Origin of the sequence: Pseudomonas sp. TKO26 (genome assembly GCF_003225665.1) — a bacterium.
GTDB lineage: Bacteria > Pseudomonadota > Gammaproteobacteria > Pseudomonadales > Pseudomonadaceae > Aquipseudomonas > Aquipseudomonas saponiphila.
Genome location: NZ_QKLN01000021.1, coordinates 27,771 through 43,723, shown reverse-complemented (window position 1 = coordinate 43,723; position 15,953 = coordinate 27,771). Strand labels below are relative to the sequence as shown.

Below are 15,953 nucleotides of genomic sequence, written 5' to 3'. Positions count from 1 at the left end.
GAGGGAAATATTTTGGCGGCGGCGACGGAAGTTGCCAGGGGGAGCCGTTCAATCGGTAACCCTGTGCAGCAGCGGCGAGGTTGGTCGGCGCCGCACAGAGGTTGCATCACTGAACCCTTGAGGAATGCACCATGTCCCGTCGTATTGCACTGCTGATTGTCATGGCCACGATGCTGTCTTTGGGGGGCTGCGTGGTTTACCCCGGGCACTATCACGGCTGCTGCTACCGCTATGGCTATTACCGCTAGGGCACGGGGCGGCACGCCGGTGTGGCCAGTTGCTTGGCTAAGCCCCGCGGGCCCGGCACAATCCTCGACCTTGCAGGGCCGGCACCGGCGTCGCGCCGATGGCCGGCATGCCCCGGGAGTGTGGAGGAAGGTGGATGCCCGTCTTGGAACAGCAGGACCAGGCTCAGGACCCGGATGCGATTGCGCGTCCGGTGTGCGCCCTGCGCATCTCGATGCAAGAGGAGCGCTGGGAACGGCCATGGCACAGTCATCGCAAGGCCCAGTTGCTGTTTCCCGCGGGCGGTGTGCTCAGTTGCGAGAGCGCCGAGGGCCTGTGGCTGGCGCCGCCGCAGTGCGCGGTATGGATCCCCAGCGCGATCGAGCACCGGGTCCAGGGGCTGGAGAACGCCCAGGGTTATTGCCTGTTGGTCGAGCCCGAGCATGCGCGTTCGCTGCCTCAGGCCTGCTGCACCCTGGTGATGTCGCCGCTGTTGCAGGAGTTGCTCAAGCGCTGTGCGCAACTGCCGTTCCTGTATGACCAGGACGGCGCCGCCGGGCGCCTGGTCGCGGTGACCCTGGATGAGCTGGCGGTCGCGCCCCGCGAGCAGATCCACCTGCCCATGCCCCAGCATGCACAGCTGCGGCGTCTGGCCCAGCAGATCCTTGAACAGCCGCAACGGCGCCTGAGCCTTGGGCAGTGGGGCGAGCAGATCGGCTTCAGCGAACGCAGCCTGAGCCGCTTGATCGTGGCCGAGACTGGTCTGAGTTTCGGTCGCTGGCAGCGCCAGTTGCACATCCTCCTGGGGCTCAGGCAATTGGCTCGGGGTGACTCGGTGGAGTGTGTGGCGCTGACCCTGGGCTATGACAGCGCCAGCGCCTTTATCCGCATGTTCAAGAAGTCCGTGGGTCAGCCGCCGGGGCGATTTTTTGCCGAACGTCGCCAGGCCCTGGAGGGAGACCAGGCTCTGTAGCCGCAGGTGCCCGTTCGCAGTTTGCGGCAGTGGCCAGATCTGGCCGGATTGGTCAATAACTTGTCGATCTCGGCTGATGCGGACAATGGCAGCCAGGAAGATGATAAGCATTCTTGTTTGTCAGCTTCTTGAGGTGTTCCCATGTACTTCGATCATCAGCATTTTCCCCTGGTCTGGATGCGTCGCGCCGAAGGCGCAGGGCAGCCGGGAGTCGATCCTTTCCAGCAGTTGGAGGGGCTTATGCAGCGGGCCCAGGCCTTTGTCCTGATGAGTGATGTGCTGCCTGAGCCCGAGCAGCGCAACAGCGCTCAGAGCAAAGCGATGCTCAAGCAGGGCTCGTTGTGGATGAAGCGTAACAAGGCGGCGATCCGCCGCTGGATCAAGGCGATGATCGTCATTGCCCCGCAGCCGGAGTCACAGGCCCGGGTCGAGGCGTTTGCCGACAGCTATGAAAAGTTCTGGGGCTATCCGCTGCTGCACAGTGCCTCGCCGCTGGCCGCTGCCGCCATGGCCCAGCAACTGCTGAGCCCACCGCGCGTCAACCAGCACAACTGGTAGTCCCAGTCGCTTCAGGTGCGCAGGTGCTCTGGGAGGTTGGCGCTGAGCACCTTGCCCATGCTGATCCGGGGTTCAACCTGATAACCCAGGGCCTGGTAGAAGCCCTGCACCGCGGCGTTGCTGCTGAGGATCTGCAGGTTGATCTTCAGGCAGCCGCGGGCGCCCAGGGCCTGTTCGCCGTGGTGCACCAGGGCCCGGCCGGTGCCGAGCCGGCGCTGTTGCGGGTCTACCGCCAGGGAGTACAGCCAGCCGCGGTGGCCGTCGTAGCCGGCCATCAGGGTGCCGACGACCTGCCCTGAGGCCAGGGCGACGAAGAACAGCCCGTCATCCACTGCAAGCTTGCGCTCGATGGCCAGCTCCGGGGCGTTGTGGGCGGTGGCGTAACCGAAGACCTGCTGCCACAGCTCGATCACGGGCTGGCGGTGCCGGGTGTTGTCGTACTCGATCAGTTGGATCATGGCGTGGGCTCGGCAAGGGGGAGGGCAGCGATGGGCGGTGGCGGCTGGCAGGTTTCAGTCCTGATGGCCGGGCCAGGTTTCGGTGGGAAAGTAGGCCTCCAGCCCCGGCTCGTGGTGGTCCACGCCGTCCCGGGTCCAGTAGCAGCTCAGGCGCGAGTAGTTGTCCAGGTCACCGCGGACCAGGCAGGTGGCGGCGTGCCCCGGCCAGTTGAAACGCAAGACATCGGCCTCGGCCATGCGGGCCCGTTCCACTTTGCCGACGGCGGTGGTGGTCTTGCCGTTGACGGTCTTGACCAGGGTCAGGGCCTGGTTCTCGTAGCGGATCAGCGCAGTGCCGGAGTAGGTCGGGCCGCCGTCCGGCTCCTTGCCGATCAGCATGAACTGGCCGGGCACCATGCTGTAGTAGATGTGCTGGTCCTGATCTTGTTCCTGCTTCTGCGCGGCCTGGGCCGCGAGGCTGGACAGCAGCAGGCCGAGAAGGGCGGCGCGGGAGAAATGCGGCATTGGTGCTCACTCCTGTTGAGGCGGGGGGCCATCATTCCAGACTTGGCGTGGCAGATAAATGCCCGGGCGGCTAGTGATAAGCAGCAAGTAGCAAGTAGCAAGCTGCAAGTAGCAAGCTGCAAGTAGCAAGCTACAAGTAGCAAGCTACAAGTTGCGAGCTTGGAGCGGAGTCGGGCTTAAAGGTTGTTGGGGCGGGGTTTGGTCGCTTTCTTTTGTAAGGCAAATCCGAGAAACTGCGGGCCGCTTGAATGCGCCTGGTGGGCGGGCTAGGGTGCCTGGGCCATCGCCAAATCGATGGCTCGGATGTGCAAGTCCGAACTCTGCAAAGGCGCACAAGCGATCAGCACTGATTGGTCGTTTTCATGTCCGCTGCGTTATGGCGGCCGTGCGCGGGAGATCTTCGGATCTGCCGGGTGTCCTTGCAGACTCGGTCTTGCACACCTGCGTACGGCTGCCACCCTTATTCGTGTGCAAGCGAACGGTGTCGGCTCCTTTTATCTGTAAGGAGTTTGACCATGAAAAAGATCGTTCCCGATCCACCTACTTCCTATCGCGATCCCCAGCTCAAGGCCGCCAATGCTTCGTTGCGTGAAGCGCTGATCCGGCATTCATTGGACCCTGCGATGTTCCAGTTCAAGACCACGGCCCAGGCCGTTGCACCTGACTCGCTGTTCAGCGTGCGCCCGGGCGTGGGCGCCGAGGAGGCGCTGGTGCATGTGGCGTTGCTGCTTAAATGCGCCGAGGAGGTCAGTGATGAAATCACCAAGCCGCAAGCTTGCAGCTTGCAGCTTGCAGCTTGGAGCTTGGAGCTTATGGCTTGGCCTTATAGCTTGAGCACCTTGCCGCTGGCCGCCACCGCCAGCAGCATGACCGCGATCAGGCCGAAGGCCGCACTCAGGCTGCTGCCATGGGCGATGAAGCCGATCACCGCAGGGCCGGCCAGGATGCCGGCATAGCCCAGGGTGGTGATGGCCGGGACGGCGATGCTTTCCGGCATGACCTGCTGCTTGCCCACGGCGGTGTACAGCACCGGCACGATGTTCGAGCAACCCGCGCCCACCAGGGCATAGCCCAGCAGCGCTGCTTCCCAGGCCGGGGCCAGGGTCGCCAGCAGCAGGCCGGCGGCCGCGGTGCTGCCGCCGATGATGATCACCCGGCGTGCGCCCAGGCGGTGGACGATGGCATCCCCGGTCAGGCGACCCAGGGTCATGGTCAGGGCGAAGGCGGCGTAGCCGAGGCCGGCGTAGGCGGCATCCAGGTTGCGCTCGGCGGTGAGGAAGACTGCGCTCCAGTCCAGCACCGCGCCCTCGGCGAGGAACACCACGAAGCACAGGCAGCCAATGAACAGCACCACGCCGTGGGGCACGGCAAAGGCCGGGCCCGAACTCTGGCTGCCATAGGGCAGCATGTGCGGCGCGGCCTTGAGCAGGGCCAGCAGCATCAGGGCAATCACCACCAGGGTCGCGCCCAGCGGCGACAGGCCCAGGCCCAGCAGGGCGCTGACCCCGGCGGCACCGACAATCCCGCCCAGGCTGAACAGCCCGTGGAAGCCCGACATCATGGTTTTGCCGCTGGCGCGCTCGACGATCACCGCTTGCAGGTTGACCGTGGAATCCACACCACCCAGGCCGGCGCCGAACATGAACAGCGCGGCCATCAGCAGCGGTATCGAGCTCAGGGTCGCCAGCAGTGGCAGGGCCAGGCAGATCAGTAAAGTGCCGCCGGCCATCACCCGACGGCAACCGAAACGCCCGGCCAAGGCCCCGGCGATCGGCATCGCCAGGATCGAACCCACCCCCAGGCACAACAGCAGCAGGCCCAGGGTGCCTTCGTCGAGCTCGGCCCGGGCTTTGGCGTAGGGCACCAGCGGGGCCCAGGCGGCAATACCGAAACCGGCGATGAAAAAGGCGATGCGCGTGGACATCTGTTCGAGGCGGCCGGGGGTGGCCTGGAAATGGGTGTTGCTGGCAGTCATAAAAATCCTTGGCGATCAGGTGCCAGCGAGGGGGGCAACGCTGGCTGACCGGTTGTGCTGTCGCACCGATCCTTTGTTCGTGCAGCCTGGTATCGGTGGCGCCTTCAGGAGGCTTCGAGGGTGGCCGAGGGGGATTGTGACAAAACTATCGGTTGAAGGTTGCAGAAAAACCCAACCGGGCCAGTGATTGGCCGGCCCATGGTCGCGCCGGCAATCGTTGCGGGCATTTCACGGCCGGGGGCCGCAGGAACAAATAATAGTGCGCAGGTGAGACGTCTATTGCGCATAATCGGCGGCTTTTGCACAAAATCATTCCACTGTGCGCCGTTGGTTTCCGGAGTTGCGCCGTTCATGAACACCAGTCTCGATGCCTATGACCTGAAGCTGCTCGCCGAGCTGCAACGCGATGCCAGTACCGCGCAGAGCGAGCTTGGCCTGCGGGTCAACCTGTCCACGGCGGCGGTCAACCGGCGGCTCAAGCGCCTGATGGACGAGGGCGTGATCGAGCGCTACACCGCGCAAGTTGCCCCGGATGCCCTCGGCCATGAGCTGAGCATCATCGTCGAGGTGGAAGTGGAGAGTGAGCGCATCGACCAGATCGACGCGCTCAAGCGCAGTTTCCAGGCCTGTCCCCAGGTCCAGCAGTGTTACTACGTGGCCGGTGAATGTGATTTCGTGCTGATTTTCTGCGTGCGCAACATGGCCCAGTACACCCAGCTGACCCGCGAGCTGTTCTTCGACAATGCCAACGTCAAGCGCTTCAAGACCCTGGTGGCGATGAACCGGGTCAAGGTCGGACTCCAGGTGCCCACCGACGGTTGAGGCTCAGGGGGTGTGCAGTGCCTGCACCAGGAAGTCGATGAACACCCGGACTTTCTGTGACAGGTGGCGCTGGCTGGGGTACAGCGCGTAGATCTGGCGGCTGGGCAGGCGTTGTTCCGGCAACACTCGCAGCAGTTGGCCACTGTCCAGCAGCGGTTGGGCGACAAAGCCGGGCAGGGCGCCGATGCCCAGGCCGGCCACCAGCATGTCGCCGAGCAGCAGGCTGTTGTCCACGGCAAAGTGCACCGGCAGCTCCAGCCGGGTCTGGCCTCGCGGGCCCTCCAGTTGCCAGTGTCCGGGATGCTCCGCCAGCCGGTAGGCCAGGCAGCGGTGGCGCCGCAGGTCGGCAATCGCGCGTGGTGTGCCCTGGGCCTGGAGATAGGCCGGTGCGGCGCAGATCACCTGCTCAACCTGTCCCAGGTGGCGCGCGATCAGGGTCGAGTCCTCCAGTTGCCGGCGAATCCGCAGGGACACATCGAAGCCTTCGCCCACCACATCCAGCACCTGATCGTTGAGGGTCAGGTCCACCTGCAATTGCGGGTAGCGCTGCATGAACGCCACCAGGATCGGCGACAGCACCTTGAGCCCGAACGACATGGGCGCGTTGACCCGCAGGCGGCCGCCGGGTTCGTGGCTGCCTGCCTGGGTGGCGCGCTCCAGGGCGTCCAGCTCATCCAGCAGATGACAGCATTCATTGAAGTAACTCTGCCCGGCTTGCGAGAGGCTCATGCGCCGGGTGGTGCGCAGGATCAGCAGACTGCCCAGGCGCTCTTCCAGTTGCCGCACCTGCTTGCTGACGGCGGCGGTGGAGTGTCCGAGGTCGGCGGCGGCCTGGCTGAAGCTGGCCCGTTCCACCACCCGGCGAAAGGTGCGCATGGCCATCAGTACATCCATATTGTTTCCCCAGGGTTGAATATCTATCCACGAATCGGCTGATTATCTCTGATTGATCCCTCAATACCATGAGCACTTCATTTCACAGGAGTGTTGTCATGGCCCATCACACAATCTCGAAGATCCTCCCCGGGGTGCTCGCCCTGGCCCTGTTCAGCGGTGCTTGCAGCGCCGCCACTGCGGCCCGCGCCGAGGTGGGGATCAGCCCTTGGGGGCCCAAGGATGAGATCGGTCGCTTGAACCTGATCACCCCTGAATCCCGGGCGGCGATCATGGCTCGGGTCAGTGGCGAACAGGCCTACGACCTGGCAGTGGACTACTTCATTGGCATGCCCAGCTGGCAGGCCGCCGGCGACCCGCCGTACCAGATGTGGATGACCCACACCCCCCACGGCAATGTGGTCGCCGATCCGATGCAGGTCGGCGAACCGATGAACCAGCACGTCAGTTACAGCGGTTCGGCAGTATCGATGTACGCCCACATGGGCACCCATATCGACGCCCTCAACCACTTCGGCCTCAACGGCAAGATCTGGAACGGCTACCGCGCCGATCAGCACCTGGGGGACCGTGGCTGGAACGTCACCGGCGCGGAAAAGCTGCCGCCGATCATTGCCCGCGGGGTGCTGATCGATGTGGCTGCGGCCAAGGGCCTGGAACAGCTGGCGGACAGCTACCGGGTGACCCGCGCCGACCTGCAACAGGCCCTGGCCAAACAGAAGGTGGCGCTGGAGAAGGGCGATGTGGTGCTGATCCGCACCGGGCGCATGCGCGACTACGACAATGCCCAGCGCTATATGGCCAACCCGCCGGGGCTGAGCCTGGATGCGGCGAAGTTCCTGGTGGAAGAGGGCGGCGCCATGGTGGTGGGGGCGGACAACCTCAGCTTTGAAACCTTCCCTTCCGAGGTCGAGGGCAATTACCTGCCGTTGCACACTTACCTGTTGGCGATGCAGGGCGCGCCGATCATGGAGCTGGTGAACCTGGAAGGCCTGTCCCGGGACAAGGTGTACCAGTTCGCCTTTATCGGTGCTTCACTCAAGCTGCGCGGTGCCGATGCCGCGCCGATCCGGCCCATGGCCTTGCCCATTCGTTGAATGGGCGAAAGGCTTTTGCTCAGGAGATGAACATGTCTACCGCGCTTTTTTCAAACCCGGTGCTGCGCTTGTCCCTGGACGGCATGCTGTTCGAAATCGAGGCGATTGCCGCCTTGCCGTCCCGAGCCTGAGCTGGCCTCTGGTGGAGCCGCTGCATTCTGCGTAATGTCAGCGGCTCGTTTTTCCGGAGGCGGTGTCATGGCGGGGTTCTACGATGCACGGGGCAATATTTATCGGGTGGTGACGCCCGCCGCGCTGCGTGGCCTGGGAATTGCCTTGCCCGGCAGTGCGGCCCAGGCGGCCCGGGACCGGCGCCTGTGGGCGGAACAGGCGATCGCCGCGCTCTGCGACTGGGCACCGGGCACCCGGCCACCCGGGGCCAAGGCCCACCGCAGCGACGGTCTGCTGGTGGGGCCGTTCCAGGCTCAGGCGCCGTTCGACCTGTTGATCGTCAACACCGACGGCACCCTGGCCGAGCGCAGCGGCAATGGCCTGACGATCTTTTCCCAGGCCCTGGCCGACCAGGGCCTGCTGGCCACCCAGGGACCGACGCTGCTGCAGGTGCATCACGACCAAGCCACGGGCGCCTCGCCGCTGGCCACTGTGGTGGAGCCGGCGCAAGTGGCGGGGCAGCAGGGCTTCTGGCTGGGTCTGGGCCAACCGGCCTTCGGGCCCGAGGCGGGCGCGGCGATGGGCGTCGAGGCGGTGACATTCAACGGTCGCGAGCTGAGCCGGGTGGCGCCGCTGCAGGCGCTGAACCCGGCGTGGGAGCACAGTCAGTTCGTGCGTATCGGCAACCCCCATTGTGTGACCCTGGGGGAAGAAGCCGACGCCTTGCCGAGCAACCCGCAGATGCTTGCGGCGCCGCTGGCGCAAGGGCTGACCGCTACGGCTTTTGCCTTGCCCCAGGGCAGCGGCGAGCCGTGCCCGGCGGGGGTCAACCTACAATGGGCACTGCGCGAGTCGGCGCAGCGCATCGTTGCCCGGGTGTTCGAGCGCGGCGAAGGGCCGACCGCGTCGTCGGGCACCAGCGCCAGCGCCGTGGCTTGTGCGGCGTGGCGGGTGGGTTGGGTCAAGGCTGGCGAGGTGCAGGTGGTGATGCCCGGCGGCACGGCGCCCTTGATGTTGCAAGAGCGCGACGGGGTGTTGACCCGGGTGAGCCTGTTCGGCACGGCGCTGGCGCTGGCTGAGTGAGGACGCTGGAGTTGCGGTGGCGTAGTGCAAAACGGCCGGAGTTCCTATAGCGTGGCGTCCGCCTTGGCTCATCTCCCGCTACGGCCCACATCTCTGGAAAGGATTCGACATGCAAAAAGGAATGCCCCGCCGAGCCTTGCTCAAAGGCTCGGTCATGGCCCTGGGGGCTTTAGTCGCTGGCAGTCTTGGCGGTTGCCTGACCAGCCAGCTGTACGAAAGCCGCGCCAGCAATGAGGTCTATACGGAAACCGTGAGCCAGTTCTATATCACGGCGGACGCGCAGAGCTTTGTCATCCTGGGCAAGAAGTACCACTACTTCGTGAGGGTCGATCCCGAGTTGCTCAAGGCTATCCAGTCGGACCTGCACGGAAAAATGCAGGCCGAGTTTTCGCAGATCCTCGTCAATGCGGGGCAGAACCTGGACGGTAACCTGCTCCTGAGAATTCCCGGGCTGGACCAGCTCGACGCCCGGCAGGTCGATGAAGCCAAGGCGTTGGGCTTCGTCGTGGCGACGTCGCAAAACGCCTTGTTGCACCGCTATGCCATTCGCGGCAGCCGCTTTAAGTCCAAACGGGATATCAGCGCCTACCAGGCCAACGCGCTGAACAGCACCTACACCCTGAATTTCTCGGCGTACCGGGAGAAGAGCAAGGTCGGCCAGGTGCTGCTGACGCCGGTGACCCTCACCGCAGATGGCGTGTTGACGATCCTCGCCTTGCCGCTGTTGCCGGTGGCGTTCATGGCGGCCCAGCCGTTTCGGGTCAAGTAGGCATCGCCTCGGATCAGTCGCCGGCCAGTTGCACCTGGGCCATCTGCCGTTGCATCAGCACCTTGCCATGGCGGATCGAATACAGCGGCAGGCCCTGGCTGCGGAGCATTTCGTAATCGCTGTCGGCCGAGAGGATCAGCAGGTTTGCCGGGCGACCCTCTTCAATCCCGTAACCCTCGCCCAGGGCCAGGGCCTTGGCGCTGTTGTCGGTGACCAGGTCCAGGGCGTTCTGCAGGTTGCGGTAGCCGAGCATGTGGCAGATGTGCAGGCCGGCTTCCAGCACTCGCAGGATGTTGCCGTTACCCAGGGGATACCAGGGATCGACGATTGAATCCTGGCCAAAACACACGTTCATCCCGGCTTCCAGCAGCTCGTTGACCCGGGTCACGCCACGGCGTTTCGGGAAGGTGTCGAAACGCCCCTGCAGGTGGATGCTTTCGGTGGGGCAGGAGACGAAGCTGATACCCGAGTGCCCCAGCAGGCGGAACAGCTTGGCGCAGTAGGCATTGTCGTAGGAGCCCATGGCGGTGGTGTGGCTGGCGCTGACCCGCGAACCCATGTCGCGGCTGCGGGCTTCTTCGGCCAGCACTTCGAGAAAGCGCGAGTGCGGGTCGTCGGTTTCGTCGCAGTGCACGTCCACCAGGCAACCGGTGCGTTCGGCCAGGTCCATGAGGAATTTCACCGAGCTTACGCCCTGGTCGCGGGTGTACTCGAAGTGCGGAATGCCGCCCACCACATCGGCGCCCAGGCGGATGGCTTCTTCCATCAGCTCGCGGCCATTGCGGAACGATTCGATGCCTTCCTGGGGGAAGGCGACGATCTGCATGTCGATCAGGTGCCCGGTCTGCTCGCGCACCTCAAGCATGGCCTTGAGGGCGGTGAGGTCCGGGTCGGTGACGTCGATGTGGGTGCGCACGTGCTGGATGCCGTGGGCGGCCAGGGCGCGAATGGTCTTGTGGGCGCGGGCGCGGGTGTCTTCGGCGGTGATGCTGGCCTTGCGTTCGCCCCAGCACTCGATGCCTTCGAACAGGGTGCCGCTCATGTTCCAGCGTGGTTCGCCGGCGGTGAGGGTGGCGTCCAGGTGAATGTGCGGTTCGACGAAGGGCGGCACCACCAGGTTGCCGCCGGCATCTAGGTGCTCGGGGCCGAAGGCCGGGACGGCGCCAGAGGTGTCGGCGCCTTGCAGGACAATGCGGGCGATGCGGCCGTTTTCCAGGTGCAGTTGGTGCAGACCTTCACGGTGGCGCAGGCGGGCGTTGGTGATCAGCATCGGGGCAATTCCTCGAGTCGGGCAATCAGTGGTTGCGCCGTGAGATCCGGGCGCTGGCCCTTGCCCCACGGTCATTGGACTGTCCTTGCGCCAGCCGCGACAAGGCCGCTGGGCAGGTACAGGGTGTTGCGTGACCGGGCCATGATAGACCCGGAACGCCTTGAATGAGCAAGGCGCGGGTTCAGCTCCGAGCCTCGGCGCCAGCGGCGGAGCGGGCGCCCAGCCAGGCGCTGAACAGGACATGACTCAGGCTGGCGACGGCGATCCCCACCAGCGGTGCGACCCAGGGCGAGCAGAACGCCGCCAGGGTGCCCAGGCCGTAGGCGGCCAGGCCCGGCCAGTTCCAGTCTGGCAACTGGCTGTCGGCCAGGCGCGGATAGCGGCCGCGCCAGCGATAGAAGAAATCCGCCATGATCACCCCGCCAATTGGCGGAATCACCGTCCCCAGCAGCACCAGATAAGGCACCAGCAAGTCATACATGCCGAGCATCGCCAAGAGGGTGCCGATCAGTGCGCCCACCAGGGTCACGGTTTTGCGCCGGTCGGTGCGCAGCAGGTTGCAGCCGGCCACGGCGAAGTTGTAGATGGTGTTGTCCTGGGTGCTCCAGATGTTCAACAGCAGCATGGCCATGGCAGCGGTGGCAAAACCTTGCAGCAACAGCACCTCGACCACGTCCGGCTGCTGGTAGACGATGGCGCCGTAGGCGCCGATCAGCACCATCAGGCCATTGCCGAGGCAGAAGCCGATCAGGCTGGCGCTCACCGCCACCCGCGCCGAGCGCGAGAAGCGGGTCCAGTTGGTGGCCTGGGTCGCGCCGCTGACAAAGGTGCCGAACACCAGGGTCAGGGCGGTGGACAGGTCCAGGCTGGCGCTCGGGGTGAGGGCCAGCAGGCCGTCGAGACCGCCGACCTGGGTGGTCGCCACCGCCATCGACAGCACCAGCAGCAGCCCCATGGCCGGCACGGCGATCCACGACAGGATCTCCAGGCCGCGATACCCGATATAGGCGGTGGCGCAGAAGGCCATGCCGAACAGCAGCATCAACCCCAGCACCGCGCCCGCATCCAGCTGGAAGTACTTGCCCAGCACCACCGCGGCGGTTGCGGTGCCCCAGGCGTACCAGCCGACCTGGGTCAAGCCGAGGATCAGGTCGCTGAGCTTGCTGCCCCGCTCACCGAAGCAGAAGCGCCCCATCAGCACCGTGTTCAGCCCGCTCCTGAAGGCGATGTAGCCCAGGCTCGCGGCGTACACCCCCAGCAGCAGGTTGCCGACCAGGATCACCAGCAGCAGGGTGGTGAAGTCGAACGCCACCCCCAGCTTGCCGCCGGCGAACATGGTGGCGGTGAAGAAGGTGAAGCCCAGCAGCACCATGGCCATGGAGGCCAGACCCTTGCGGGCGTGCGGCGGAACTTCGCTCAGGGGGTAGTCGTTGCCGGGTTCGTGCTGGGTCATGGGCCTGTCCCTGGTCGCTGAGTGATAGCCGGTTGCTGCAGCCGGCGTGCCAAGCGGCCTGACAACCGGGGAGCTGCCCGGCAGGTATAGACGATGGCGGGCATTCAGCCACGGGTGCGCGCCTGCAGAGGCACGAAAGCGGTGCAGGCGGCGTCATCTTGAGTCACGCCGCTGTGGATCAGTCGAACAGCACCTGGGTGGTCTTGCCTTGATGAAAGTCGAAGGCTTCCTGGATATCCCGTTCCACGGTGCGGCCCAGGGACAGCGGCGGCAATTGGTCGAGGGCAAAGAAACCGGCGTCGGTGGCTTCGCTGCCGGCCACCGGGGCCGGGCCGCCGTGGCGCTCGCAGAGAAAGTACAGCTTGTAGAAGTCGCGGTGATCGGCTTTGTAGGGGCCCTTGGCCTTGTGCCGGACGCCGTACAAGGCGCGCACCGACACCTCAAGCCCGGCTTCTTCGTGGATTTCCTTGATCACGTTTTCGCTGGCCGACAGGCCCACATCGGCATAACCCCCGGGCAGGGCCCAGAGACCGTCGTGCTGTTCGCGCACCAGGAGGATCTTGCCGTCCTCGATCAGCGCGCCGCGCACTTCGACCATCGGTGTCGAGTAGCGCTGGGCGAAGTCCGACACCAGGTCGGTGATGCGTTCCAGGGGCACGTTGCCCAGTTGCGCCAGCATGTCGTGGGCGATATCGGCGATTTCCTGGTAGCGCTCGCGGTCGTGCACGTCCTTGCAAAAATGCAGGCCGGTGGAGGCGATGGCTTGCAGGCGTTTGGCGTGGGTCAGCCAGTGGCTTTCCATGAGAGGGGTTCCTGCGACGTCAGAAAGAAGGCGCCTGTTTTAAGCCCTTGGCGGCCAGGGAGCAAGCGCCACGCCGTGGCCGGCGGCGTGACGCGGTGGGATCACCCCCCGAGGTCTTGCAGATGGCAACGCACTTGTTGCGTCGCGTTGCCCAGCAGCTGTTGCGGCTGTTCGCAACCCGGGCCGCGACGGCTGCAGCGGTCGAAGAAGAAACAGCCGCTGGGCAGCTTGCGGTTGCCCGGCAGTTCGGTGGGGGCCGATACCTGGCTGTCCGCCAGCGGCGCACCCAGGCGTGGCACCGCCTCCAGCAGCAGTTGGGTGTAGGGATGGCGCGGTCGCTCCAGCACTTGCTCGGCGCTGCCCAGTTCGACGATCTGCCCCAGGTACATCACCGCCACCCGGTCGGCCATGTGCCGCACCACCGAGACGTTGTGGGAGATCAGCACGAAGGTCAGGCCGCGGCTGCGTTGCAGGTCCGCCAGCAGGTTGAGGATCTGCGCCTGCACCGAAATGTCCAGGGCCGAGGTCGGCTCGTCGAGGACGATGATGTCCGGGTTCGACGCCAGGGCCCGGGCAATGGCGATGCGCTGGCGCTGGCCGCCGGAGAACTGGTGCGGGTAGCGCTCCAGGTATTCGCCGCGGATGCCCACCTGCTGCGCCACCTTGGCGGCGATCTCGCGCATCTGTGCGGCCGGGGTGTTGCCCAGGGCGAACAGCGGCTCGGTGATGATCTTCCAGATCGGCAGGCGCGGGTCGAGGGACGATTGCGGGTCCTGGAACACGATCTGCACGTGGCTGTGGCGCTCGCGGTCGCTGGCGTAGGCCCAGCGCAGGTCGCCGCTGCTGGGCTTGACCAGGCCCATCAGCAATTGCGCCAGGGTGCTCTTGCCGCAGCCGGACTCGCCGACGATGCCCAGGGTTTCCCCGGGGCGCAGTTCCAGGTCGATGCCGTTCAGCGCGTGGGCGAAGGCCCGGGGCCGGCCCAGCCAGTCATGGCTCAGGGGGAAGCGGACTTGCACGTCGTTGAGGCGCAGCAGCGGCGCGTTGCCGGTGTACGAGGCGGTGGCAGTCATTGGGCGGACTCCGGGGCAGCCAGCCAGCAGGCGCTCTTGTGCTGCTGGCTGGCGTTGATCGAATGCAGCGGCGGCCGTTGCGCACATATCGCCATGGCCTGCGGGCAACGTTCGCGGAAGGTGCAGCCAGCGGGCAGGTGGGCGAGGTTGGGCACCTGCCCGGCAATGGTCAGCAGCGGCTCGCCGGGGCGCACTTGCTCCGGCAGGCCGCTGAGCAGGCCACGGGTGTAGGGATGCTGCGGGTCGAGCATGACCTGGGCGGTGCTGCCTTGCTCGACCACGGCGCCGGTGTACATCACGTAGACCCGGTCGCAGAACTGCGAGACCACCGCCATGTCGTGGGTGATCAAGAGGATCGCGGTGCCCCGTTGCCGGGCCTTCTCGCGCAGCAACAGCAGCACCTGGCGCTGCACGGTGACGTCCAGGGCGGTGGTCGGTTCGTCGGCGATCAGCAACTGCGGGTCACAGGAAAACGCCAAGGCGATCATCACCCGCTGGCGCATGCCGCCGGACAGCTCGAAGGGGTAGGCCTGCAGCACCTGCTCGGGGTCGGCGATGTGCATGTCGCGCAGCAGGGCGATGGCCTTGGCCCGGGCCTGGTCCTGGCTCAGGCGCTGGTGATGGATGATCACATCGAGCATCTGCCGGCCGATGCGCCGGGTCGGGTTGAGGGCGGTCATCGGCTCCTGGAAGATCATCGCCGCATCGCGGCCACGGATCTGCAGCAGCTGTTTTTCCGGGGTGGCGAGCATGTCCCGGCCCAGCAGCGACAGGCTGCCGGAGGTAATGCGGTAGCTGCGCTCGGGCAGCAGGCGCAGGCTGAGCATGGCGGTCACCGACTTGCCGGAGCCGGACTCGCCGACCACGCCGACGATCTCCCCCGGGTTGACGTGCAGCGACACGCCGTTGAGGGCCTGCACATTGCTGCGGTAGGCGGGGAATTCCAGGCTCAGGTTATCGATGTTGAGAACGGCGGATGAGCTCATGGTCATTTCCCCTGTTGCCGTGGGTCGAGCAGGTCACGGATGCCGTCACCCAGCAGGTTGAAACCGGTGGCGGTGAACAGGATCGCCAGCCCGGGAAAGGTCGAGTACCACCAGTTGTCGAGGATGAAGTTGCGCCCGGTGGCCACCATCGCCCCCCATTCGGCGGTGGGCTGCTGCGCCCCCAGGCCAATGAAGCCCAGGGCCGAGGCCATGAGGATGGCGCTGCCGATGTCCAGGCTCAGTTGCACCAGCAACGGCGGCATGGCGTTGCGCCCCACGTGCCAGCTGACGATGTGCCAGCGCCCAGCGCCGTAGGTCTGCGCCGCCTTGACGTAGCCCATCTGGCGGATGCTCAGGGCCTGGCCCCGGGCCAGGCGCACGTAGAACGGAATGCGCACCAGGGTGATCGCCAGCATGGCGTTGAACAGGCTCGGGCCCAGGGCGGCGGCCAGGGCCATGATCAGCACCAGCGACGGCACCGACAGCATGATGTCCATCAGGCGCATGATCAGGCTGTCGAAGCGCCCGCCGATGATCCCCGACAGGCAGCCCAACAGGCCACCGGCCAGGCACGAGGCGAAGGCCACGAACAGGCCCACGCCCACCGACTGGCGGCTGCCATGGAGCACACGGCTGAACAGGTCGCGGCCGACTTCGTCGGTGCCGAACCAATGGGCGGCGCTGGGGGCGGCCAGGCGCTGGGCCAGGTTCAGGGCATTGGGGTCATGGCTCGACAGCCAGGGAGCGAAGGCCATGCACAGCAGCACCAGCAGGGTCATGCCCAGCCCGGCGATGGTCAGCGGGCTCTGCCGCACGCGGTAGCCCAGGTAGGCCAGGCGCGCGCGCCAGTCATTGGCTTGCGCGGGCACCGGCAGGGGAATGTTCAAGGGAGCGGACATC

At 65.7% G+C, this 15,953-nt stretch carries 16 protein-coding genes; 6 read left to right on the top strand and 10 right to left on the bottom strand.

Translation table 11 applies throughout. The features are described 5' to 3' along the window. The first annotated feature begins 382 nt into the window (after nucleotides 1-382). Both DNK59_RS23020 and DNK59_RS23015 read left to right on the top strand, forming a co-directional pair. Nucleotides 383-1,198, top strand: a complete 816-nt coding sequence (locus DNK59_RS23020; RefSeq protein ID WP_110724750.1) for a helix-turn-helix domain-containing protein — start codon at nucleotides 383-385, stop codon at nucleotides 1,196-1,198. A 141-nt stretch (nucleotides 1,199-1,339) separates the two neighbouring features. Then, nucleotides 1,340-1,756 carry a hypothetical protein gene (locus DNK59_RS23015; RefSeq protein WP_092312649.1) on the top strand — a complete coding sequence of 139 codons (417 nt, stop codon included), beginning with the start codon at nucleotides 1,340-1,342 and terminating at the stop codon, nucleotides 1,754-1,756. An 11-nt stretch (nucleotides 1,757-1,767) separates the two neighbouring features. On the opposite strand, the gene DNK59_RS23010 is transcribed toward DNK59_RS23015, so the two are convergent. The 3 genes from DNK59_RS23010 to DNK59_RS22995 all read right to left on the bottom strand — a co-directional run bounded on the left by DNK59_RS23010 (nucleotide 1,768) and on the right by DNK59_RS22995 (nucleotide 4,693). Further along, on the bottom strand, nucleotides 1,768-2,214 hold the full coding sequence (locus DNK59_RS23010; protein ID WP_110724749.1) for a GNAT family acetyltransferase: 447 nt from the start codon (nucleotides 2,212-2,214) through the stop codon (nucleotides 1,768-1,770). A 54-nt stretch (nucleotides 2,215-2,268) separates the two neighbouring features. Continuing rightward, the gene (locus DNK59_RS23005; RefSeq protein WP_110724748.1) at nucleotides 2,269-2,718 is read right to left on the bottom strand and encodes a hypothetical protein; all 450 of its coding nucleotides are present in this window, start codon (nucleotides 2,716-2,718) and stop codon (nucleotides 2,269-2,271) included. An 823-nt stretch (nucleotides 2,719-3,541) separates the two neighbouring features. Then, complete coding sequence (locus tag DNK59_RS22995) at nucleotides 3,542-4,693, bottom strand: MFS transporter (protein ID WP_110724747.1); 1,152 nt, start codon at nucleotides 4,691-4,693, stop codon at nucleotides 3,542-3,544. Nucleotides 4,694-5,044: 351 nt separating this feature from the next. Here DNK59_RS22995 and DNK59_RS22990 point away from each other — a divergent pair, with 351 nt between their 5' ends. Beyond that, nucleotides 5,045-5,515 carry an Lrp/AsnC family transcriptional regulator gene (locus tag DNK59_RS22990; protein ID WP_110724746.1) on the top strand — a complete coding sequence of 157 codons (471 nt, stop codon included), beginning with the start codon at nucleotides 5,045-5,047 and terminating at the stop codon, nucleotides 5,513-5,515. A 3-nt stretch (nucleotides 5,516-5,518) separates the two neighbouring features. Here the strand turns inward: DNK59_RS22990 and DNK59_RS22985 are convergent, their stop codons facing one another. Continuing rightward, on the bottom strand, nucleotides 5,519-6,409 hold the full coding sequence (locus tag DNK59_RS22985) for a LysR family transcriptional regulator (RefSeq protein WP_110724745.1): 891 nt from the start codon (nucleotides 6,407-6,409) through the stop codon (nucleotides 5,519-5,521). Between the two features lie 98 nt (nucleotides 6,410-6,507). Here DNK59_RS22985 and DNK59_RS22980 point away from each other — a divergent pair, with 98 nt between their 5' ends. From DNK59_RS22980 to DNK59_RS22970, 3 genes are all read left to right on the top strand, one after another. Next, entirely contained in the window at nucleotides 6,508-7,506 is a 999-nt protein-coding gene (locus DNK59_RS22980; protein WP_110724744.1) for a cyclase family protein, read from the top strand. Between the two features lie 198 nt (nucleotides 7,507-7,704). Next, nucleotides 7,705-8,700, top strand: coding sequence for a diaminopimelate epimerase (locus tag DNK59_RS22975; protein WP_110724743.1), 996 nt, complete (start codon nucleotides 7,705-7,707; stop codon nucleotides 8,698-8,700). 109 nt (nucleotides 8,701-8,809) lie between these two features. Then, nucleotides 8,810-9,469: a hypothetical protein gene (locus DNK59_RS22970; RefSeq protein ID WP_110724742.1), complete on the top strand. Its 660-nt coding sequence runs from the start codon at nucleotides 8,810-8,812 to the stop codon at nucleotides 9,467-9,469. Between the two features lie 13 nt (nucleotides 9,470-9,482). Here the strand turns inward: DNK59_RS22970 and codA are convergent, their stop codons facing one another. The 6 genes from codA to ddpC form a co-directional block, all read right to left on the bottom strand. Next, nucleotides 9,483-10,739 (bottom strand): cytosine deaminase, encoded by a 1,257-nt coding sequence (codA, locus tag DNK59_RS22965; protein ID WP_110724741.1) that lies wholly within the window; start codon nucleotides 10,737-10,739, stop codon nucleotides 9,483-9,485. 181 nt (nucleotides 10,740-10,920) lie between these two features. After that, a complete protein-coding gene (codB, locus tag DNK59_RS22960; RefSeq protein WP_110724740.1) occupies nucleotides 10,921-12,192 on the bottom strand; it encodes a cytosine permease in 1,272 nt (423 codons plus the stop codon). Between the two features lie 178 nt (nucleotides 12,193-12,370). Continuing rightward, nucleotides 12,371-12,994 carry an NUDIX hydrolase gene (locus DNK59_RS22955; RefSeq protein WP_110724739.1) on the bottom strand — a complete coding sequence of 208 codons (624 nt, stop codon included), beginning with the start codon at nucleotides 12,992-12,994 and terminating at the stop codon, nucleotides 12,371-12,373. 101 nt (nucleotides 12,995-13,095) lie between these two features. Then, the gene (locus DNK59_RS22950) at nucleotides 13,096-14,067 is read right to left on the bottom strand and encodes an oligopeptide/dipeptide ABC transporter ATP-binding protein (RefSeq protein WP_110724738.1); all 972 of its coding nucleotides are present in this window, start codon (nucleotides 14,065-14,067) and stop codon (nucleotides 13,096-13,098) included. Further along, complete coding sequence (locus DNK59_RS22945; RefSeq protein ID WP_110724737.1) at nucleotides 14,064-15,059, bottom strand: ABC transporter ATP-binding protein; 996 nt, start codon at nucleotides 15,057-15,059, stop codon at nucleotides 14,064-14,066. The genes DNK59_RS22950 and DNK59_RS22945 overlap by 4 nt, the downstream gene beginning before the upstream one ends. Beyond that, on the bottom strand, nucleotides 15,056-15,952 hold the full coding sequence (gene ddpC / locus DNK59_RS22940; protein WP_092312699.1) for a D,D-dipeptide ABC transporter permease: 897 nt from the start codon (nucleotides 15,950-15,952) through the stop codon (nucleotides 15,056-15,058). Before ddpC ends, DNK59_RS22945 begins: the two co-directional genes overlap by 4 nt. Nucleotide 15,953: the final 1 nt, after the last annotated feature.